Source organism: Sphingopyxis sp. (genome assembly GCF_051861155.1).
GTDB lineage: Bacteria > Pseudomonadota > Alphaproteobacteria > Sphingomonadales > Sphingomonadaceae > Sphingopyxis.
Map to the genome: position 1 here is coordinate 162,317 of NZ_JBHYDE010000007.1, position 19,162 is coordinate 181,478.

A 19,162-nucleotide genomic window follows, 5' to 3' on the forward strand; every position below is an offset into this window, starting at 1 on the left:
GAGTCAGCCCTGCGGCGGGACCGGCAACGGCTCGGCGTCGGCCTCGTCGGGCGCCGTCGGCATCGGCGCCTGGCCGCTCGCCTGACGCTCCAGTTCCTCGGCGGCTTTCTGGCGCTCGGCGAGCGCGCGTTCCTCGGCCTGCACCGCGGCCTCGACCTCGTCCGACGCAGCATCGATGCCCGCAAGGCGCTTGGCGCGTTCGTCGGCGATCATCGCCTGCCAGTCGGTCTTGTCTGCCGCCTGCCGTTCGGCCTTGGCCCCCGCGACCAGCGCCTGGGTGCAGCCGGTGAAGCCGCCGAGCCCGGTCGGCGAGCAGCTGTCGGTGCCGAAACGGCCGATGCGTTCGACCGCGACGACCTTGTTCGCCCATGCTTCGTTGCGCACGTCGAGCGGATTGCCGCGCAACATCTCGGGAACGCGGTAACGTTCGCCCTCGGGCAGCTTGGCGCAGACCAGGATTTCGTCGGCGGCGCCCTTCGGGCATTGATCATTGCCATAAACGACGACCTGATTGACCTTTTCGCCATCGACCGTCGCTTCCTGCGCCATGGCGGGCAGGGGGACGGCACTACCGGCCAGGATCAGCGCGAACAGGGGCAGGCGGGTCATCGGATCTTCCTTCGTCTTGTCTGGTGCGGCTTGGCACCGCGACCCTGCATCGGTCATGAACGGACGGGCAGGCCCTTATCTATCAGATACGCTTCGACAGCGCGATGGCTGCACGGCAACCGGCGCGGATCGCGAGGCTCAGCACCGGGTAACCCGGTGCGCTTTCGGCGCCCGCGGCGAGCGCGGCTTGCTTATGCTCCAGTTCCTCGGCGCGGAAATCGGCGACCGCGGCGCTGAGTTCGGGATCGCTGTCGCCAAGCTCGTCAAGCTGGTCGCGGTAGTGGCGGTCGATCTCGGTCTCGACCGCGGCGGTGCACGCCATCGCGGCGCGCGGCGCCATCGCTGCGGTCACCGCGCCGAGCGCAAAACCCGCGACGTTCCAGAACGGCTGGAGCGCGGTCGGGCGCACCCCGCGGCTGGCGACCATGCCGTCGAAAAATTTGCGGTGGCGCTCTTCCTGTTCGGCCATATGCGCGATCTCGCGCGCCATCGGGTGGCGGTCGCCCATTACCGCGAGCTGGCCGGCATAGATGCGCGTCGCGCCATATTCGCCGGCCTGATCGACCCGGATCATCGATGCGGTGCGCTTGCTCGTCATATGGTCGATGTGGTCTTCCGGCGCAGCAAGGTCAAGATAAGTGCCGCCGCGCCGAGCGAAAAGATCGCGTTGAACCCCGCGAGCGAGATACCGGCCAGCGTCCATTGCGCGGTGTCGCAGCGGATCAGCGGGGCGTTCATGATCGCGTCGAGCGACACCGGCCCGCCGCCGCCGGTCGCGCAGGTGGTGATGCCTTCCCAAAAGCCATATTCGACCCCGGCGTGGTAAATCCCGATCGCGCCGGAGACGGCGATGGCGAGCGCGGCGAGCAGCGTCAGGGCGCGCATCGCCCGGTCGTTGGCGCGCAGCAGCAGCGCGAGCAACGCCAGCACGATCGCCGCCTGATGCGGCCACCGCTGCCAGTAACACATCTCGCACGGATGGAGGCCAAAGCCATATTGCGACACGAGCGCGCCGCTATAGAGCAGCAGCGGCGCGGCAAGCGCGACGGCGGGCGCGGTCAGGCGCGATTTGGTCATGTCGGCGAACCCTTAGTTGCGCGCGGTCGGCTTGGCGGTCGGTTTGGCCGCGGGCTTGCTGCTCTGCGCCATGCGCGGCGCGGCCGGGCTGATCCGCCCGATCGTCTGCAAAGCATAGTGGAGCTGGAAGTCCTCGATCCCCTTGGCTTTCAGGTCGGCGGCGGTCGCGGTAAAGCGCGGATCGGCCTTTTCGTCCTTTTCGAGCAACCCGTCGTCGACCTTCTTCTCGTTTATGAGGTGACGGCGGAGGTCGCTTTCGCGGAATTTCGGCCGCGATGCGTAGTCGGGATCGGACAGCTGTGGCACGCGGATGTCGGGATCGATCCCGCCCTCCTGCACGCTGCGCCCCGACGGGGTGTAATAACGCGCGGTGGTCAGCCGCAGCGCGGTGGTGTCGGACAGAGGCAGCACCGTCTGCACCGATCCCTTGCCGAAACTGCGTTCGCCCATCACGACCGCGCGATGCTGGTCCTGCAGCGCGCCAGCGACGATTTCGGAGGCCGAAGCCGACCCCGAATCGATCAGCACGACCACCGGAGCGCCGCCCGCCAGGTCGCCGGGTTCGGCGAAATAGCGTTCGATGTCGCCCTTGCGGCGGCCGCGCTGCGACACGATTTCGCCGCGTTCGAGGAACAGGTCGCTGATCCCGACCGCCTCGTCGAGCAGCCCGCCCGGGTTCGAGCGCAGATCGACGATCCAGCCGCGCGGCTTCTTGCCCAGCGACTTTTCGACCGCCATCATCGCAGCGCGCATGTCGGTGGTCGCGTCGGCCGAGAAGCTGGTGACGGTCAGCACGCCGACATCGCCGCTGACTTCCCATTTTACGGGCTTCAGGTCGATGACTTCGCGCGTCAGCGTCATTTCGATCGGCTTGTCCTGGCCTTCGCGGACGATGGTGACGTCGATCTTGGTGCCTGGACGCCCGCGCATCTGTTCGACCGCTTCGTCGAGCGTCAGACCAAAGATCAGTTCCTTGTTGATGTGGGTGATATAGTCGCCCGACTTGATTCCGGCCTTGTCGGCGGGGGTGTCGGCGGTCGGCGCGATGACCTTCACCACACCATCTTCCATCGTCACCGACAGGCCCAGACCGCCATATTCACCGTCGGTCTGGGTGCGCAGGTTCGAAAAGCCGCGCGCGTCGAGATAGCCCGAATGCGGGTCGAGGCTGGCGAGCATGCCGTTGATCGCGCCTTCGATCAGTTTCGAATCGTCGATCGGTTCGACGTAATTCGATTTCACCTCCAGATAGACGTCCATGAAACGCGAGATTTCTTCTTGCGTCTTGCTGTCTACGCTCGCCATCGCACCGGTCGCGAGCGGGATGAGCGCCAGCGTCGAGAGCGCGGCGGCACCCTGCCACAACGCAAAGCGGCGCTTCGGAGACACGGGCGTTTTGATCGAGTCGGTCATCTGCGTCTTTCAGTCAGGCGGGATTTCCCATCCTATATACCCCGGCACTCCATCCTCCTACGCATTTGCGCGGGCGTCAAGCGGTGCATCCCGATAGGGGACAGCGCCCGAATGGGGGATTAACCGGCCCGAATCCCGGCAAGCGACGTCACCCGATCATCGCGACAATATCGACCGGGCGGCCGCCGCGGCGCAGCTCGACGGTGATGCGGCTGTCGTCGGACCCGGCGCGGCCGATCGGCGCCCCGTGGTCGAGCGTGTCGCCGACCGCGACCGATAGCCCGATCATGCCGGTGAGCAAAGAGATCCAACCGCCGCCATGGTCGATGATGACGATCTTGCCATAGCCCCGATAATCGCCGGCAAAGCTGACCCGGCCAGGGGCGGGGGAAACGACCTGTCCCCCCGGACGCGCCGCGATCGTCACCCCGCGCGACCGCACGCCGCTGTCGTTGACCTCGCCCAGTCCGGCGACGATGCGGCCGACGACGGGCAGGCGGTACGCGCCCTCGCTCAGCGCCGCTTCGGCGGAGGCAGGCGGCGCGGCGCTGGCGATATTGGCGGCCGGGTTGCGCGGGCGCGGCAGTGGTCCTGCGAGCTGCACCAGCTCGGCGCGCACCGCGCCGTCGGCTTCGAGCGAGTCCATCAGTTCGACGATGTCGCGGGCTTTCTCGCCCAGCCCCAGCGCGCGATCGGCCTCAAGCTGCGCGCTGCTCATCAGCTCGCGCGAGCGCAGCCGACCTTCATTCTCCAGCCGCGTCAACGCGCCGCGCCGCTCGGACAGTTGGGCCTTGCTGGCCGACAGTGCCTTCAGCGCGACCGCCTGCTGGCGGCGCGTCGTCTGGAGCAGCGTCAATTCCTGGCGCACCCCCGCGGTGCGGCGCTCGATCACCGGCATCGCCGCATCGATCACCGCGCGCGCGTGGACCATGTCGGTGAGCGATCCCGGCTGCGCCAGCACGCTGACCGGCGGCTGGCGCGAGAGTTGCTGGAGCGAGGCGGCAAGTTCGAGCAAGGGTTGCTGCTGCTGCGCCAGCCGGGCGCGCTGTGCTGCCAAGCGGCGGCTGACCAGCGCGACGCGCGCTTCGCCGGCGCTGATGTCTGCCTCAGCCGACTGGATCCGCGCGGCCAGCGCGGCGCTGCGTTTTTTCAGCCGGTCGGCCTCGCTGCTCGCGGCCGCCGCCTGCGCCTCCAGCCGGGAGCTGCGCGCCATTGCCTCGGCCGATTGCTGCTTGGCGCCCAGCAACTGATTGCGCTCGCGCGCGACGATCGCTTGCGGGTCGAAAATATCGCTCTGCGCCAGCGCCAGCGCGCCGCCGGACAGCAGGGCAATTGCCGCAAGCGCCGCGAAGGCGCGCCTCATTGCCGTCCCTCACGGTGATAGGGGTGGTTCGCGACGATGCTGGTGGCGCGCCACAATTGTTCGGCCAGCATCGCGCGCGCCATCAGATGCGGCCAAGTGGCGCGGCCAAAGGCGATGACCTTGTCGGCGCCCTTGCGTTCCTCGGGGGTGAAGCCATCGGCGGCGCCGAGGCAGAAGCGCGCTTCGCGGACTCCGCCGTCGCGCCAGTTTTCCAGCAATTTGGCAAATTCAATCGACGACAACTGTTCGCCGCCTTCATCGAGCAGGACCGTGCGGCTGTTATCCGCTGCAGCAGGCACACGCCCGCCCGTATCCGGAAGCTCGGAAATCTTCTGCGCCCAGATCACGCGCTTCATATAGCGCTCGACCAGTTCGGCCTCGGGCCCCCGCCCGATGCGCCCGCGCGCGATGATGTGCAGCAACATGACGCCCCGCCTACCCTTGGCAGGGCAGGGACGTCAATTTGCGGCTACAACCGGCGGCGCGTCGCCGAACGACCACATGCGCTCGAGATTGTAGAAGCTACGCACCTCGGGGCGAAACAGATGGACGATGACGTCGCCGGCATCGAGCAGCACCCAATCGGCATTGGGCAGCCCTTCGACGCGGACGCTGCGGCCCGCTTCCTGCTTGATTCGCTGCGCGAGCTTTTCGGCAATCGCCGAGACATGACGCGTCGAACGGCCGCTCGCGATCACCATATGGTCGGCGATGCTGCTTTTGCCGGCAAGCGGGATGGAAATGGTTTCCTGAGCCTGGTCCTCATCCAGCTGGTGGAGGATCAGTGCGTGGAGCGCGTCCACGTTGTCATTTGCGGATGCGGCGCCATTGGCGGCATCCTGGGTGGCGGAGATCAAATGCGTCCTTTCCTAGTCGGGTCCACAAGCCGCGAACGCGTCAGCGGATCGCGCAAAGCGCGACCTTCATAGCGTTCGAACCAGCGGGGGTTGGCCTGCCGTATCGCAGTTGCGGATCGCACATCGGGCGAAAATCGCAGGAACACGAGGGCGGGCGGTCTCCAGTCCGTCCAATGCAATTTCTGGTCCACGGGCCGGACGAAGCGCCGAAGCCAACCCATCGCACGTCTTGCATGGGCGCGGTCATTATAGCCCGGACGCGCGATAACCGCAATCGGCATGAGTCGCGCGATTCCCCGCCAGTCGCGCCATTGGGGCAGCTGGGCCAGATTGTCGGCCCCCATGATCCAGATGAACTGGCGATCGGGGTAGCGGCGGACGAGTTTTTTCAGCGTATCGATCGTGTAGCGCGTGCCCAGCTCGGCCTCGATTCCCGTCGCGCGAATCGGCGAACGCCGCGCCGCGCGCTGCGCCGATCCGAGGCGTAAGGGGAGCGAGGCCATGCCCGCTTTGGGCTTGAGCGGATTGCCCGGCGACACCAGCCACCACAGCTCGCCCAACCCCAGCGCCTCGATCGCGTTCAAACTGATCGCGCGGTGCCCGCCATGCGCGGGGTTGAAGCTTCCGCCGAGGAGGCCGGTGGGGATCACAGAAGGGATTGCCAGTCGCTGCGATTGTGGACGAGCCGAAGGATCATAAGCTGGCCATCGATCATTTCATACAAAAGAACGAAAGGCTGGTCCTTGATCATTAGTTTGCGTGTACCCGCATGAACGGGTGACCCAACGGCCGGGAATTGATCAAGATTTGCGATCTGATTTCTGATCGCCCGAATCGAACCGGCCGCCTCCTGCGGTTGCCGATATTCGGTCAGCCAATCGTTGAGCGCAACCAGATCGGCAACTGCCTTTTCCGACCATGTTATTCGGGGCATCGGGCCTCATGACCGGCGATCATATCATCCATCATCTTCAGGACATCGGCATGATCCACCGTCCGACCAGCGGAAATGTCGTCACGGCCTTCCTGAATGAACGCAGCAAAGCGAGCTTCCTGTTCGGCGGCGTGGCGAACTGCCTGCGCCACGAACCAAGCCCGGCTGCGTCCCTGTTCGGCGACGATCTTGTCTACCAGTTCCAGGGTTTCGGCATCGATACGCGCTGAAATGACGGAATGTTTTGTCATGGGTCAAATGTATCACTTGTATACAAATGATTCAAGGCCGGACCTGTCCCGTGCCGCGCACCAGCCATTTATACGTCGTCAGCCCCTCCAGCGCGACCGGCCCGCGTGCGTGCAGCCGCCCTGTCGCGATGCCGATTTCGGCCCCTAATCCGAATTCGCCGCCGTCGGCGAATTGGGTCGAGGCGTTGTGCATGACGATTGCGCTATCGACGCCCGCCAAAAAGCGCTCGGCGGCGGCAACATCCTCGGTGACGATCGCGTCGGTGTGCTTGCTCGAATGCGCGTCGATATGCGCGAGCGCGCCGGAAAGGCCGTTAACCATGGCGATCGCGACTATCGCATCGAGATATTCGGTGTCCCAGTCGCCCGCCGATGCCGGGTCGACATGCGGGCTCAGTGCCGCGACCGCCTTGTCGCCGCGCACTTCGCAGCCCGCCTTGACCAGTCCATCGATGATGGCGAGGGGCGCGGGATAGGCGCGGTCGATCAGGATCGTCTCGGTCGCGCCGCAGACGCCGGTGCGGCGCATCTTGGCGTTGACGGCGAGCTCGACGGCTTTCGCGGGATCGGCGGCGCCGTCGATATAGAGGTGATTGATCCCGTCGAGATGCGCGAGCACGGGCACGCGTGCCTCGTCCTGCACGCGCGCGACGAGGCCTTTGCCGCCGCGCGGGATGATGATGTCGATCAGCCCTTGCGCGCGCAGCATCGCGCCGACCGCGGCACGGTCCTGCGTCGGGACAAGCTGCGCCGCATCGGCGGGCAGGCCCGCCTCGACGAGCCCCGCCGCGAACGCCGCATGGATCGCGCGGTTCGAATGCACCGCCTCGCTGCCGCCACGCAGGATGACGGCGTTACCCGACATCAGCCCGAGCGCCGCCGCGTCGGCGGTCACATTGGGGCGGCTTTCATAAATGATCCCGACGACGCCGAGCGGCACGCGCACGCGGCTGAGCACCAGCCCGTTGGGACGCGTCACCCGGTCGATCTCGGCGCCTGCCGGATCGGGCAGCGCGGCGATGGCGTCGATCGCGTCCGCAATGTCGGCCAATCGCCCCGCGTCGAGCCGCAGCCGGTCGAGCATCGCGCCCGACAGCCCGTTCGTCCGCCCCGCCGCCATATCCTCTGCATTGGCGGCCAGAATCTCGGCGGCGCCGGCACGAATCGCCGCTGCGGCGGCGACCAGCCCCGCGGCCTTGTCCGCGGTTGCCGCCAGCGCGAGCGTTTTCGCCGCGGCGCGCGCGCGCGCGCCCATATCGGCGATCAGGGCGGCGGCATCGCCGGGCATCGGCGGCGCGGTGAGGGCTTCGGCGGTCATGGCGCCGCCCTATCACGCTTTGCTTGGCCCGCGAAAGTCCCGTTGCGTCGCGCTTCGCCCGCCTTTAGGCAGGCGCGATGAGCGGGGACATCGAAGGCATTGGGGCGGCGGTAACCGCGGGGCTGGCGGGCCGCGCGGTCGAGCCGCGGCATGGCGGACGCACGGGCGGCGGGGGCGAATCATCGCCCGGGCTGCGCTGCCTGAATTGCGGCACCAGCCTGATCGGTTCGCACTGTCATCATTGCGGCCAGCGCGCTGACGTCCACCGCAGCTTCGGTGCGATCGGGCACGATCTGGTCCACGCGATCTTTCATTTCGAAGGCAAGATCTGGAATACGCTGCCGCTGCTCGCGTGGCGGCCCGGCGACCTGACGCGCCGCTATATCCATGGCGAGCGCGCGCGCTTCCTCTCGCCGCTCGCGCTGTTCCTGTTCGCGGTGTTCCTGACCTATGCGGTGCTGGCGATGGTCGGCAGCGGCGGCGGGGTGGGCGAGGATATTGCCAAGGCGGCGGAGGCGCAGACGCGCTCGAACGCCCTCAAGGAGAGTTTCGAGACCGAAGTCGATCGCATCGACGCGCGGCTAGCGGACAAGGCCCTGCCAGCGGCCGAGCGGCGGCAACTCGAGGAGGAGCGCACGACGCTTCAGAAAAGCGCCGGGTACCTCCGCATCGCGCGCCGCCTGACCCAGGCCGAACTCGACAAGGGGCCGCCGGTGCTCGACGATCCGGTCGATCAGGTAATGACCGGCGCCGATTTCCTGTCGCAGACCAAGGTCGATACCGGGGTGCCGTTTATCGATCAGGGGCTGCAAAAGGCGATCGCGAACCCCGCGCTGATGTTCTACAAACTTCAGGCGAACGCGTATAAATTCGCCTGGGCGCTGATCCCGCTGTCGCTGCCTTTTCTATGGCTGCTGTTTCCGTTCAGCCGCCGCTTCCACACCTATGACCATTTCGTCTTCGTCACCTACTCGATCAGCTTCATGCTGCTCCTGTTCGTGGTCGTGCGGCTGTTCAACCTGACGATCTTTGGCGACGTCGCGACCGCCTTTGCGCTGCTATATGTGCCGTTTCATATGTATCGCCAACTGCGCGGCGCTTATCGCTCGTCGAGGTTTGGGGCGCTGGTGCGCACCAGTCTGCTGCTCGTCTTCAGCCTCTATTCGGTAATGATGTTCATGTTCCTGCTGCTCGCGCTCGGGGTGATGGGTTAGCCCAAATCCGGGCGGCGCCGAATCGTAACAAAGCCCGGGCAAAGAACCCGCCGGTCGAGGAGGAGATTTGCGATGCACCACCATTGGGGCGAAATGGATCGGCGCCAGCTGATTGCGCTGGGCACCGCGGGCCTCGCGGCGCTGTCGCTGCCCGGCGCGGCGGCGGCGATGATGGCGCAGGGCTTTACCCATGGCGTCGCGAGCGGCGAGCCGGGGGCGAATTCGGTGCTGCTGTGGACGCGCTACGCCGCGGCGAACGACACGGTGCTGACCGCCGAATTGTCCGAAACCTCGGATTTCGCGAAAGTTTCCGGCGGCGGCAGCGTGACCGCGACCGGTGATCGCGATCATACCGCCAAGCTGGTCGTTTCGGGTCTCGAACCCGGCCGCTGGTATTATTATCGTTTTGTCGCCCCCGACGGGACCAGATCGCTGACCGGCCGCACTCGCACCTTGCCCGCCGGGCCGACCAGCGCCTTCACCCTTGCGCTGTTTTCCTGCTCGAACCTGCCGTTCGGCTGGTTCAACGCCTATGCCCACGCCGCTGCCCGGCAGGACATCGACCTGGTCGTTCATTCGGGTGACTATCTCTACGAATATCCGGTCGGCGACTATCCCTCGCTCAAACAGGCGGTGCCGGGCCGCGACATCCAGCCGGCGCACGAGATGGTGGCGCTCGCCGACTATCGCCTCCGCTACGCCGCCTATCGCAGCGACCCCGATCTGGCGCGGCTGCACGCGCTGTTCCCGATGATCGCCCAGTGGGACGATCATGAAATCACCAACGACAGCTGGAAGGGCGGGGCACAGAATCACAATGAGGGCGAGGGTAGCTGGCCCGACCGCGTCGCCGCCGCCGAGCGTGCCTATCGCGAATGGATGCCCGTCGCCGATACGCGCTGGCGCGATTATCAGGTCGGCGACCTTGCGACAATTTTCCTGCCCGAAACGCGCCTGACCGGTCGCGACAAGCCCTTCGAGGTCGACGAGATCGTGGCGGGCGGCGGCAATACAGCGGCCAGGCTGCGGCAATTCGCCGAAACTGCCTATCGTGATCCCGCGCGCCAGATGATGGGCGCCGAGCAGGAAAAGTGGCTGTTCGACGGCTTCGCCGCCTCGACGAAAACGGGCACGCGCTGGCAGGTGTGCGCGCAGCAGGTGGTGATGGGCAGCCTGTTCACGCCGCCCGAATCAAAGGACTGGTTCGGGGCCACCATGGCCGACAATGTCCGCCGCCGCATCGAAACCGCGCAGCTTGCCGCCCGGGCCAAGCTGCCGTTCAACTTCGACGCATGGGACGGTTATCCGGCGGCGCGCTCGCGGCTGCTCGCCGCGGCGCAGCGCGCCGACGCCGACCTCGTCACCCTGACCGGCGACACGCACAACGCCTGGGCGTTTGACCTCAGCGAGGGGGGCCGCGCTGCAGGGATCGAGATCGCCGGGCAGAGCGTCACCTCGCCGGGCTACGAAGGCTATACGCGCGGCATTTCGGACGACGCGCGGGTGTCGGCGCTGCGCGCCGCCTCGCCGCAGCTCAAATGGGCGAACACCCAGGATCGCGGTTATGTGACGGTGCAGCTGGCGCGCGAGCGCGTGACCGCGAACTGGCACAGTGTCGAAACGATCCGCACCCACACCCCGGTGCTGAAGGCGACGCACAGCATGACCGCAGCGCGCGGGCGGCGGAAATACGACGCCGCCTGATCAATAAGGCGGCGTATCCTCGAACTCGGCGAACCAGGGATAATCATTCGCAACGCTGACGGTGAAATTGGCGGGGCGTTTTTCGAGGAAGCTCGACACGCCCTCGGCGGCATCGGCGCTGCACCCGCGCGCGAAAATGGCGCGGCTGTCCCAGCGGTGGGCGCTCATCGGATGCGGCGCGCCGAGCATCCGCCACAGCATATGGCGGGTCAGCGCGACCGACACCGGGGCGCTATGCTCGGTCAGTTCGCGTGCTTTGGCGATCGCGGCATCGACCAGCGCGCCCGGCGCGTGCACCGACTGGACGAGGCCCTTTTCATGCGCTTCGGCGGCGTCGATCAGGCGGCCCGAATAGCACCAGTCGACGGCGTTCTGGATGCCGACGAGGCGTGGCAGGAACCAGCTTGACGCCGCTTCGGGCACGATGCCGCGCCGCGCAAAGACGAAGCCGTAGCGCGCGGCCTCGCTCGCGAGGCGCGCGTCCATCGACAGTGTCATCGTCGCGCCGATCCCGACCGCGGCGCCATTAATCGCGCCGAGCACCGGTTTTTTGCAATCGAAGATGCGCATCGACACGCGCCCGCCCGAATCGCGGATCAACGGGTGCGACCAGTCGATCGTGCCGTCCTCGGCGACCGGGCTCGCCGCCATGCCATCGGGCAGGATCGCCTGCTTGTCGGTGCGCTTGGCATAGTCAAAAGTCGCGGCGCCCTGACCCAGATCGGCACCGGCGCAATAGGCGCGGTCGCCAGAGCCGGTGAAGATCACCGCGCGCACGCCGTCGTCAGCGTCGCACTCGTCGAGCGCGGCGACGATCTCCAGCATCATTTCGGTGGTAAAGGCATTCATCCGGTCGGGCCGGTGCAGCGTCAGCAGCGCGATGCCTTCGTGCTTATCGAGGCGAATCTGGTCGAAGCTCATCTGTCTCTCCCTTGGTTGCGTGCATCGTTGCAAGCGAGACAGGGGAGTGCAAGCTCTAGTTAACGTAAACGTAAGGAGACCGTCGCGATGCCGGGGATGACGCGCCCGACCTTTGCCGCTATAGGCCGCCCGACCGCCCCGGCGCCGCGCTCGCTCTTGAGTCGCTTTGCCGGGGTCATTCATTTGGTTCCGGCAGAAAGTTTGCACCATGTCCCGTCGCCGCCAGATCTACGAAGGCAAAGCGAAGATCCTGTACGAGGGCCCCGAACCGGGCACGCTGATCCAATATTTCAAGGATGACGCGACCGCGTTCAACGCGCAGAAAAAGGGCACGATCAGCGGCAAGGGCGTGCTCAACAACCGGATTTCGGAGCATGTCTTCACGCTGCTTGGCAATATCGGCGTTCCGCACCATTTCATCCGCCGCCTCAACATGCGCGAGCAGTTGATCCGCCAGGTCGAGATCGTGCCGATCGAAGTGATCGTGCGCAACGTCGCCGCGGGCACGCTGTCGAAGCGGCTCGGCATCGAGGAGGGGACGCAGCTGCCGCGCACCCTGATCGAATATTGCTACAAGGACGACGCGCTCGGCGACCCGCTGGTCGCCGAGGAGCATATCGCCTGCTTCAACTGGTGCAGCCAGGACGAGCTTCACGACATTCAGGACATGGCGATCCGCATCAACGACTTCATGTCGGGCATGTTCGCCGCGGTCGGCATTCGTCTGGTCGACTTCAAGCTTGAATTCGGGCGCCTCTATGAAGGCGACTTCAGCCGCATCATCCTTGCCGACGAGATCAGCCCCGACGGCTGTCGTCTGTGGGACATGACGACGAACGAAAAGCTCGACAAGGACCGCTTTCGCCGCGACCTCGGCGGCGAAGTTGAAGCCTATCAGGAAGTCGCGCGTCGGCTCGGCCTGCTGCCGGAGGGCGGCGAGAATGCCGTGCTCGATCTGGAAAGCCACCGGAAGAAAAAGGGTAGCTGACCAGATCGTCGCCCCCGCGAAGGCGGGGGCCGCAGTCGGTTTACGCGGTGCTGCTGAGCAAAGCCGCCAGCGGCCCCCGCCTTCGCGGGGGCGACGCGCTGGACTAGATATTGATGCTGGTCGGGATCAAACTCGGCTGCAAATAGGGGTAAGGCTGCATCCGCTCCCCGTTGCGCGCTGCAATCTCGGCCTCGACCCCTACCAGCGCCGCCTGGAACCACGCCAGCGGCCCCTCGGCCGCGGTCACGCGCGGGTCCTGGAACCATGCGGGATAGGGGAAGGCGTTGCTGCGATAGTCGCCAAGCGGCCGATAATGCACCGACCCCAGCAGTTCGAGCACATTCAACTGTTCGAGCGCGAGCGCCATCGGCGGCATCATCGCGAGCCAGCCCGCCTTGTCATGGCCGCGCTGCCCATTCGGCGCCGCCTGCCACCCGGCGCCGGTCACCGCGGGCGCGAACGCCATGATGTCCTTTTGCGGAAAGTTCACCGCGGCATGCTGCGCGCTCGCGGTGAACATCACCATCGTGCAGATGTCGGCGAGCTGTCCGCGGCTGGTCACCGGCCCGAAGCCCTTGACCTTTGCTTCGCCCGCGAGGCAGGCCGACCATGCGGCGAGTTCGGTGTCGGCGACGACGTCGGCGTCGCTCGCATAATAAAGGTCGACATATTGCCGTGCCCATTCGTGGATCGCGTTCCACACCAGCAGCGCGTCGTCGCGATAGGGAAAATCGGCGAGGGCGGAATCGACCCCGACGCCGCGCGCCGCCAGATCGGCGGGGAGCATTTTGGCATGAAAATCGAACGCCAGCCGCGCGTCGACCGCGGCCTGTTGGCTCGATGCGATCGTACCCGCGAAAATATGGTCGATCGGGCCATCGGCGGCGATCAGCGAGGTTGCCGCCTGGTCATTGATAAACAATGTCCCCTCGAAATGCGGGACGAGCAGCGCCCAGACCGGGTGCACCTCGGCCAGATGGCGGTGCGTTGCCACGGCGAAGGCTTCGATCACCAGATGCGTGCGCGCCAGATGCGCGAACAATTCGTGATAATTGCCGTCGGCAACCTGCACGACGAGCTTCGCCATTTCCCAGCCCCACAGCCGGTCGGCGGCGGGTGATGGGGTGAAGATCGGCCAGTCGGCCGGATCCTGCCCGCATTGGATCGCCACGGGAACCAGCGACGCGCCACCCGGCGGCACCGCGAACAGCGCCAGCGGCTGCCAGGCATATTTGGCCGCGCCGCCATAGGTGCCGGGGTCGAGCACGTCGAGCGGCTGGTAATCGAGCAGGAACAGGCGGCCGTCGGCGAGCGCCGCCGCCAGCGTGTCGCCGTTCACCACCGCCTGATATTGCGCCTCGGACAGCGGGAATTTGGCGGGCAGCGCGCCGGTGACGGCGGCGATCAGCATCGGGTTCGGCCCCTGCACGCGCAACCGCGCGAACTCGCTGTCATCCTGGAACATATAGCTGACACCGGGCACGGGCAGCGTGGCGAACAACGCGCGATACGCTTCGATGCTGCGCGGCGTCTGGCGGCCAAGGCCCGCGGCTTCATCGACCTTCATCAAATCCTCGAGCCGCTCCTTATAGCCGGTCAGCAGCGCGACATGCGCATCGCGCTCGGCCGCCGCGACAGCATTTTCGACGTCGCCGACGATGCGTTCAAAGATATTGCCGCCGCTGTGGACGCCATGCTCCACCGCGATTTTGGCGGTCGATAGCGCGATCGCGTCGCATTCGGCCAGCGCGGCTTCATATTGGGCGCGCGGGCTGTCAAGCTCGCCCTTGTCGACGCCGCCGAGTTTGACGGTCAGCGCGTTGCGGACGATGTCGAGCCCGACCCCGATCAGGATCGCGAACCAGGCGATCGTTGGTTTATCATTCTTTGGCACGTCGTTGGCGAGCGGCACGCCGGGCAGCGTCGGGACGTCGGTCGTCCACTGATAGACCGCCTGCGTTGCCGCCAGCTGCGCGGCGCGCGCCGCCTGCTCGGCGGGCGTGTCCTGCTGCGGCAGCGACGGGTCGGCGGACGGCATCGGCGCCGCGGGGGCGGGGGTGGCGGGGGTCAGCGGCGGCATCGCATAGGACATGGCTTGGCTCCTGTCGGGCGCTTGAAATGGGCCGCCGCTTGTCGCCGGACATGGTTAATATTTCGCAAGCCATCGACCCGCTCCGTCCCCTTAGGTCCGTGATAAGACGCGGTTTCGATCCTTAACCGATGCTTTACCCCTGCTTGCTATCCGGTGGCGATGACGGGGGTCTTTAACAGATTGATCACGCGGATCTTTCCGCCGGTTCCGGAGGATATTCGGGACGATGTCGCGATTTTGCGCGCCAATCGCGTCGAAACGCTGACCCCGATGCTGTTCCTGATGCTGGCGGCGACGACCCCGACCGCCATCTATGCCGGGGTCGCCACGGTGCATCCGGTGATCCGCATCGGTTTTCCGGCGATCCTGGCGATCGTCGGCGTCCTCGGTTTCCTGTTCCTGATGCACAATCGCGGTCGCCCGATGAGCCCGCGCCGCGCGCGGCGGATGATCCGCGAAACGAGCTGGGTGTCGGGCATCACCGGGCTGATGTGCAGCATCTGGACGGTGACCAACTGGCTCGCCGCGCCCGCCGCGACGCACAGCTATTATGCGATGATCATGGCGATGGGCTCGCTCGCAACCGCCTATTGCCTGTCGTCGATCCGCTTTGCGACCTTTCTCAACCTCGGCGTCGGGCTGGCGCCGATCGCGCTGCTGATGCTGACGTCGGGGAATCCGCCCGAAATCGCCGCGGGGACCAGTCTGGTGATCGCGACCCTGTTCCTGCTCCGCATGGTGATCCAGCAGCATGGCCAGGTGATCGACCTGCTCGAACTCCAGCGTCAGATGCGTGAGCTTGCACACACCGATCCGCTCACCGGCCTTGCCAACCGGCGCGAATTCGACCTCCGGCTCGATCAGGAAATCGCCATGGCGAGCGTTGACAATCCGTTTGCCATCGCGCTGCTCGATCTCAACGGGTTCAAGCCGGTGAACGACCAGCACGGCCATGCGGTCGGCGATCTGCTGCTCTGCGAAATCGCCGAACGGCTGCGCCGCGCCTGCGGCCAGCACGCGGTGGTGGCGCGGCAGGGCGGCGACGAGTTTGCGATCCTCGCCCCCGCCGGCTCGCCGTTGCTTGCGACGTCGCTCGCCGACCATATCCTGTCGGCGCTTGCCGCGCCCTATCGTATCGACGACCGTCCGATCCGCGTCGGCGCCAGCATCGGGACCGCGCGCTGGCCCGAGCATGGCCATAGCGCACGCAAGCTGTTCGAAGTCGCCGACACTGCGCTTTACGCCGCAAAAGCCGCCGATCGCCTCCAGACGTCGTCCGTCGAAAGCGTCGGCAGGGTCGCGTAACCATCGCTTGACCGCTCGCGGGGCGGTGGCCACACCGGTTTCATGACCAAAAGCTTCGTCCGGCGCGCTTCGACCGCCCTGTCGCCCCTCGTCCTTCTCGCCTTCGCCGCTGCGCCGGTCTTCGCCAGAGAAGCGCCGGGCCCCGCCGCCGCGGCAACGGCAGCGACCAACCCGCAGATCGCCGCAGCCAAAGCCTGGAACTTCGCCGCCAGCGATGTGCCGGTCGACCCCAACATCGTCTTTGGCGTGCTGCCCAATGGGATGAAATATGCGCTGCTGCAAAACAGCACGCCCCAGGATAGCGTCGTCCTGCGCATGCGCTTCGACGTCGGCAGCTTTGCCGAGGCCGACGACCAGCGCGGGCTTGCCCATTTCCTCGAACATATGGCGTTCAACGGGTCGAAGGGCGTGCCCGAGGGTGAGATGATCAAGCTGCTCGAGCGCAAGGGGCTGGCTTTCGGCGCCGACACCAACGCCTCGACCGGGTTCGACGAGACGATCTACAAGCTCGACCTGCCCAATGCCTCCGACGACCTGATCGACACCGGGCTGATGCTGATGCGCGAAACGGGCAGCGAGCTGACGATCGATCCCGCCGCGGTCGACCGCGAGCGCGGGATCATCCTGTCCGAACGCCGCGCGCGCGACACCTATCAATTGCGCAGCGTCATCGACCAGCTCGATTTCCAGATGCAGGGGATGAAGGTCGCGAGCCGCATTCCCGTGGGCACCGAGGAGGTGATCCGCACCGCCCCCGCGGCGCGCCTGCGCGACCTCTACGACCGCTACTACCGCCCCGAACGCGCGACGCTGGTGATGGTCGGCGATTTCGACCCGGCGGCGATCGAGGCAAAGATCAAGGCGCGCTTTGCCGACTGGCAGGGGCGCGGCCCGGCGGGCGCCGATCCCGACATCGGCAATGTCGATTATGCGCGCGCCGCCGCGGCCGACGATTTCATCGACCCCGCGATCCAGGATTCGGTAACGCTGACTGCGTTCAAACCCTGGGTCGAAGAGGCCGACACAAGGGCCAAGCGCGCCCGCACGCTGGCCGAAGATGTCGGCGAGGGGATCGTCAGCCGCCGACTGGCCAAGATCGCCTTGAACGAGGATTCGCCGATCCTCGTCGGCTATTTCGCGGAAGCCGGCGGTTGGAAGGTCTTCGATCAGGTCACCGTCGGCGCGGTCGCCAAGGAGGGCGCGTGGAAAGAGGCGCTGGCGCTGATCGAACAGGAACAGCGCCGCGCTCTCGAACATGGCTTCACGCAGGCCGAAGTCGACGAGCAGCTGGCGAATCGCCGCACCGCGTTCAAAAATGCGGTCGCCGGGGTAAGCACGCGGCGCAGCGATGCGCTCGCCGACGCGCTGGTCACCGCGGCAAAGGGCGATTTCGTCTTCGTCCGCCCTGAAACGTCGCAAGCGCTGTTCGAGGCGACCGCACCGTCGCTCAGCGCCGCTGCGGTCACCGCGGCGTTCCGCACGCGGATGACCGGCTTCGGTGCCCCGCTGGCGCGGGTGACCGCAAAGGCGCCGATCGCGGGCGGCCCCGAAGCGATCCTCGGCGCGCTCCGCGCTTCCACCCAGGTCGCGGTGGCGGCACCGACGCAGGCGGCCAATGCCGCCTTCGCCTATGACAATTTCGGCACCCCCGGCACAATCGCCAGCGACGACCGGGTCGAGGATCTGGGCATCCGCCGCATCCGCTTTGCCAATAATGTGATGCTCAACATCAAGAAAACCGATTTCCAGAAGGACACCGTCTATCTGTCGCTGCGCGTCGACGGCGGCAACCTGCTTGCGACGCGCGACGACCCGACCAAGGTCGCGCTGGCGGGGTCGATGGTGCTCGGCGGGCTGGAGGCGCACAGCGTCGACGACCTGCGCTCGATCCTCGCGGGGCGGACGGTCAACCCCAGTTTTGGCAGCGGCACCGACTATTTTGGCGGCACTGCGACCAGCTCGCCGGGCGACTTCGCGCTCCAGGCGAAACTGATGGCGGCGTTCCTGACCCATCCGGGCTATCGCGCCGACGGGCTCGCGTTGATCCGCCGCGTGCTGCCGCAGCAATATGCCGCGAACGACGCGACCCCGGCGGCGGTGCTCGGTCGCGACGCGGGGGGCATCCTCGCCAATGACGATCCGCGCTCGCAGACCCCGCCGCTCGCCAAGCTGATGACCCTCGACTGGGGCCAGCTGAAGCCGGTGGTCGCCGATAGCCTGGCCAAGGGCGCGGTCGAAATCGGCGTTGTCGGCGACATCGACGAAGCGGCGGCGATCGCCGCGATCGCGGCCACCTTCGGCGCGCTGCCCGAACGCCGCGCCGCCTTCGACCCGCGCGCCGAGGCGCGCATCCGCGCCTTTGCGGCCGACCGCAGCGAGCGGACTTTGCTCCATAAGGGACCGGTCGAACAGGCCGAGCTGCGCGTCTATTGGCCGGCACGCGACGACAGCGACCTTGCCGAAGCGATGCGGCTCAACCTGCTGGCGCGGGTGATGCAATTGAAGCTGACCGAGGAGCTGCGCGAAAAGCTCGGCGAAAGCTATAGCCCCGGCGCTGCGGCCAGCCTGTCGGACGAATTTCCGGGCTATGGCCATCTCTTCGCCGCCAGCAATGTCGATCACAAGGATCTGGCCACCACGCGCGCCGCGATCTTCGCGATCGCCAAGGAATTGCGCGATGCGCCGGTCGACGCCGACCTGCTCGACCGCGCGCGGCGGCCGCTGGTCGAAGCGATGACCAAATCGCGCCGCGAAAACGCCTATTGGCTGAACTATGTCGCCGAGGCGGCCAGCCAGGCCGACCGCCTCGACCGCAGCCGCAAGGGCATCGGCGAAGTCGAAGCCGCGACGCCCGCGGAGTTGCAGGCGCTCGCGCGCCGCTATCTGGTCGATGACAAGGCGCTGGTGATCAAGGCGGTGAGCGACAAGGCGGGGAAATAGGGGGCGTCAGCTAACGACTGAAGCGAGCCGATCCTCCCCCGACGGGGGAGGGGGACCACCCGAAGGGTGGTGGAGGGGCACAGGAGGTTTACGCGACGCTAGAGGGGAAAACCCCATTTTCGCGAATTTGGTTGTGGGGGCACGACCTGACCGGCAAGGCAAACCGCCTGTGCCCC

General features: G+C 66.5%; 18 protein-coding genes. 5 read left to right on the forward strand and 13 right to left on the reverse strand.

What is annotated here, in order from left to right; genetic code table 11:
- Positions 1-3: 3 nt before the first annotated feature.
- From ACTIFP_RS13930 to ACTIFP_RS13980, 11 genes are all read right to left on the reverse strand, one after another.
- A complete protein-coding gene (locus ACTIFP_RS13930; protein WP_439569315.1) occupies positions 4-609 on the reverse strand; it encodes a hypothetical protein in 606 nt (201 codons plus the stop codon).
- Between the two features lie 82 nt (positions 610-691).
- The gene (locus tag ACTIFP_RS13935; protein WP_439569316.1) at positions 692-1,207 is read right to left on the reverse strand and encodes a demethoxyubiquinone hydroxylase family protein; all 516 of its coding nucleotides are present in this window, start codon (positions 1,205-1,207) and stop codon (positions 692-694) included.
- On the reverse strand, positions 1,204-1,686 hold the full coding sequence (locus tag ACTIFP_RS13940) for a disulfide bond formation protein B (RefSeq protein ID WP_439569317.1): 483 nt from the start codon (positions 1,684-1,686) through the stop codon (positions 1,204-1,206). The genes ACTIFP_RS13935 and ACTIFP_RS13940 overlap by 4 nt, the downstream gene beginning before the upstream one ends.
- 12 nt (positions 1,687-1,698) lie before the next feature.
- A complete protein-coding gene (locus ACTIFP_RS13945; protein ID WP_439569318.1) occupies positions 1,699-3,099 on the reverse strand; it encodes a S41 family peptidase in 1,401 nt (466 codons plus the stop codon).
- Positions 3,100-3,247: 148 nt separating this feature from the next.
- On the reverse strand, positions 3,248-4,462 hold the full coding sequence (locus ACTIFP_RS13950) for a murein hydrolase activator EnvC family protein (protein ID WP_439569319.1): 1,215 nt from the start codon (positions 4,460-4,462) through the stop codon (positions 3,248-3,250).
- Positions 4,459-4,887: a 23S rRNA (pseudouridine(1915)-N(3))-methyltransferase RlmH gene (locus tag ACTIFP_RS13955; RefSeq protein WP_439569320.1), complete on the reverse strand. Its 429-nt coding sequence runs from the start codon at positions 4,885-4,887 to the stop codon at positions 4,459-4,461. Before ACTIFP_RS13955 ends, ACTIFP_RS13950 begins: the two co-directional genes overlap by 4 nt.
- Positions 4,888-4,920: 33 nt before the next feature.
- Positions 4,921-5,319, reverse strand: coding sequence for a ribosome silencing factor (gene rsfS / locus ACTIFP_RS13960; protein ID WP_439569321.1), 399 nt, complete (start codon positions 5,317-5,319; stop codon positions 4,921-4,923).
- The gene (locus ACTIFP_RS13965) at positions 5,316-5,969 is read right to left on the reverse strand and encodes a nicotinate-nucleotide adenylyltransferase (RefSeq protein ID WP_439569322.1); all 654 of its coding nucleotides are present in this window, start codon (positions 5,967-5,969) and stop codon (positions 5,316-5,318) included. The genes rsfS and ACTIFP_RS13965 overlap by 4 nt, the downstream gene beginning before the upstream one ends.
- On the reverse strand, positions 5,966-6,253 hold the full coding sequence (locus ACTIFP_RS13970; RefSeq protein WP_439569323.1) for a type II toxin-antitoxin system RelE/ParE family toxin: 288 nt from the start codon (positions 6,251-6,253) through the stop codon (positions 5,966-5,968). The genes ACTIFP_RS13965 and ACTIFP_RS13970 overlap by 4 nt, the downstream gene beginning before the upstream one ends.
- Positions 6,241-6,504 carry a CopG family ribbon-helix-helix protein gene (locus tag ACTIFP_RS13975; protein ID WP_439569324.1) on the reverse strand — a complete coding sequence of 88 codons (264 nt, stop codon included), beginning with the start codon at positions 6,502-6,504 and terminating at the stop codon, positions 6,241-6,243. Before ACTIFP_RS13975 ends, ACTIFP_RS13970 begins: the two co-directional genes overlap by 13 nt.
- A 31-nt stretch (positions 6,505-6,535) precedes the next feature.
- Complete coding sequence (locus tag ACTIFP_RS13980) at positions 6,536-7,822, reverse strand: glutamate-5-semialdehyde dehydrogenase (RefSeq protein WP_439569325.1); 1,287 nt, start codon at positions 7,820-7,822, stop codon at positions 6,536-6,538.
- Positions 7,823-7,899: 77 nt separating this feature from the next.
- On the opposite strand from ACTIFP_RS13980, the gene ACTIFP_RS13985 reads away from it, so the two are divergent.
- Both ACTIFP_RS13985 and ACTIFP_RS13990 read left to right on the forward strand, forming a co-directional pair.
- Positions 7,900-9,036 carry a DUF3667 domain-containing protein gene (locus tag ACTIFP_RS13985; protein ID WP_439569326.1) on the forward strand — a complete coding sequence of 379 codons (1,137 nt, stop codon included), beginning with the start codon at positions 7,900-7,902 and terminating at the stop codon, positions 9,034-9,036.
- A gap of 72 nt (positions 9,037-9,108) precedes the next feature.
- A complete protein-coding gene (locus tag ACTIFP_RS13990) occupies positions 9,109-10,740 on the forward strand; it encodes an alkaline phosphatase D family protein (protein WP_439569327.1) in 1,632 nt (543 codons plus the stop codon).
- Here ACTIFP_RS13990 and ACTIFP_RS13995 read toward each other — a convergent pair whose 3' ends face one another.
- Positions 10,741-11,661, reverse strand: coding sequence for a crotonase/enoyl-CoA hydratase family protein (locus ACTIFP_RS13995; protein WP_439569328.1), 921 nt, complete (start codon positions 11,659-11,661; stop codon positions 10,741-10,743).
- Positions 11,662-11,869: 208 nt separating this feature from the next.
- On the opposite strand from ACTIFP_RS13995, the gene purC reads away from it, so the two are divergent.
- Entirely contained in the window at positions 11,870-12,649 is a 780-nt protein-coding gene (purC, locus tag ACTIFP_RS14000; RefSeq protein ID WP_037513919.1) for a phosphoribosylaminoimidazolesuccinocarboxamide synthase, read from the forward strand.
- 103 nt (positions 12,650-12,752) lie between these two features.
- Here the strand turns inward: purC and ACTIFP_RS14005 are convergent, their stop codons facing one another.
- On the reverse strand, positions 12,753-14,741 hold the full coding sequence (locus ACTIFP_RS14005; RefSeq protein WP_439569329.1) for a lipoxygenase family protein: 1,989 nt from the start codon (positions 14,739-14,741) through the stop codon (positions 12,753-12,755).
- A 180-nt stretch (positions 14,742-14,921) separates the two neighbouring features.
- On the opposite strand from ACTIFP_RS14005, the gene ACTIFP_RS14010 reads away from it, so the two are divergent.
- Together ACTIFP_RS14010 and ACTIFP_RS14015 are read left to right on the forward strand one after the other, a co-directional pair.
- Entirely contained in the window at positions 14,922-16,046 is a 1,125-nt protein-coding gene (locus ACTIFP_RS14010) for a diguanylate cyclase domain-containing protein (RefSeq protein WP_439569330.1), read from the forward strand.
- Positions 16,047-16,088: 42 nt separating this feature from the next.
- The gene (locus ACTIFP_RS14015) at positions 16,089-18,986 is read left to right on the forward strand and encodes a M16 family metallopeptidase (protein ID WP_439569331.1); all 2,898 of its coding nucleotides are present in this window, start codon (positions 16,089-16,091) and stop codon (positions 18,984-18,986) included.
- The last annotated feature ends 176 nt before the right edge of the window (positions 18,987-19,162 follow it).

Excerpts from the sequence above, each read along its gene's own strand:
- ACTIFP_RS13930 (WP_439569315.1), bottom strand. The coding sequence starts at position 609 with ATGACCCGCCTGCCCCTGTTCGCGCTGATCCTGGCCGGTAGTGCCGTC.
- ACTIFP_RS13935 (WP_439569316.1), bottom strand. The coding sequence starts at position 1,207 with ATGACGAGCAAGCGCACCGCATCGATGATCCGGGTCGATCAGGCCGGC.
- ACTIFP_RS13940 (WP_439569317.1), bottom strand. The coding sequence starts at position 1,686 with ATGACCAAATCGCGCCTGACCGCGCCCGCCGTCGCGCTTGCCGCGCCG.
- ACTIFP_RS13945 (WP_439569318.1), bottom strand. The coding sequence starts at position 3,099 with ATGACCGACTCGATCAAAACGCCCGTGTCTCCGAAGCGCCGCTTTGCG.
- ACTIFP_RS13950 (WP_439569319.1), bottom strand. The coding sequence starts at position 4,462 with ATGAGGCGCGCCTTCGCGGCGCTTGCGGCAATTGCCCTGCTGTCCGGC.
- ACTIFP_RS13955 (WP_439569320.1), bottom strand. The coding sequence starts at position 4,887 with ATGTTGCTGCACATCATCGCGCGCGGGCGCATCGGGCGGGGGCCCGAG.
- ACTIFP_RS13970 (WP_439569323.1), bottom strand. The coding sequence starts at position 6,253 with ATGCCCCGAATAACATGGTCGGAAAAGGCAGTTGCCGATCTGGTTGCG.
- ACTIFP_RS13975 (WP_439569324.1), bottom strand. The coding sequence starts at position 6,504 with ATGACAAAACATTCCGTCATTTCAGCGCGTATCGATGCCGAAACCCTG.
- ACTIFP_RS13980 (WP_439569325.1), bottom strand. The coding sequence starts at position 7,822 with ATGACCGCCGAAGCCCTCACCGCGCCGCCGATGCCCGGCGATGCCGCC.
- ACTIFP_RS13985 (WP_439569326.1), top strand. The coding sequence starts at position 7,900 with ATGAGCGGGGACATCGAAGGCATTGGGGCGGCGGTAACCGCGGGGCTG.
- ACTIFP_RS13990 (WP_439569327.1), top strand. The coding sequence starts at position 9,109 with ATGCACCACCATTGGGGCGAAATGGATCGGCGCCAGCTGATTGCGCTG.
- ACTIFP_RS13995 (WP_439569328.1), bottom strand. The coding sequence starts at position 11,661 with ATGAGCTTCGACCAGATTCGCCTCGATAAGCACGAAGGCATCGCGCTG.
- purC (WP_037513919.1), top strand. The coding sequence starts at position 11,870 with ATGTCCCGTCGCCGCCAGATCTACGAAGGCAAAGCGAAGATCCTGTAC.
- ACTIFP_RS14005 (WP_439569329.1), bottom strand. The coding sequence starts at position 14,741 with ATGTCCTATGCGATGCCGCCGCTGACCCCCGCCACCCCCGCCCCCGCG.
- ACTIFP_RS14015 (WP_439569331.1), top strand. The coding sequence starts at position 16,089 with ATGACCAAAAGCTTCGTCCGGCGCGCTTCGACCGCCCTGTCGCCCCTC.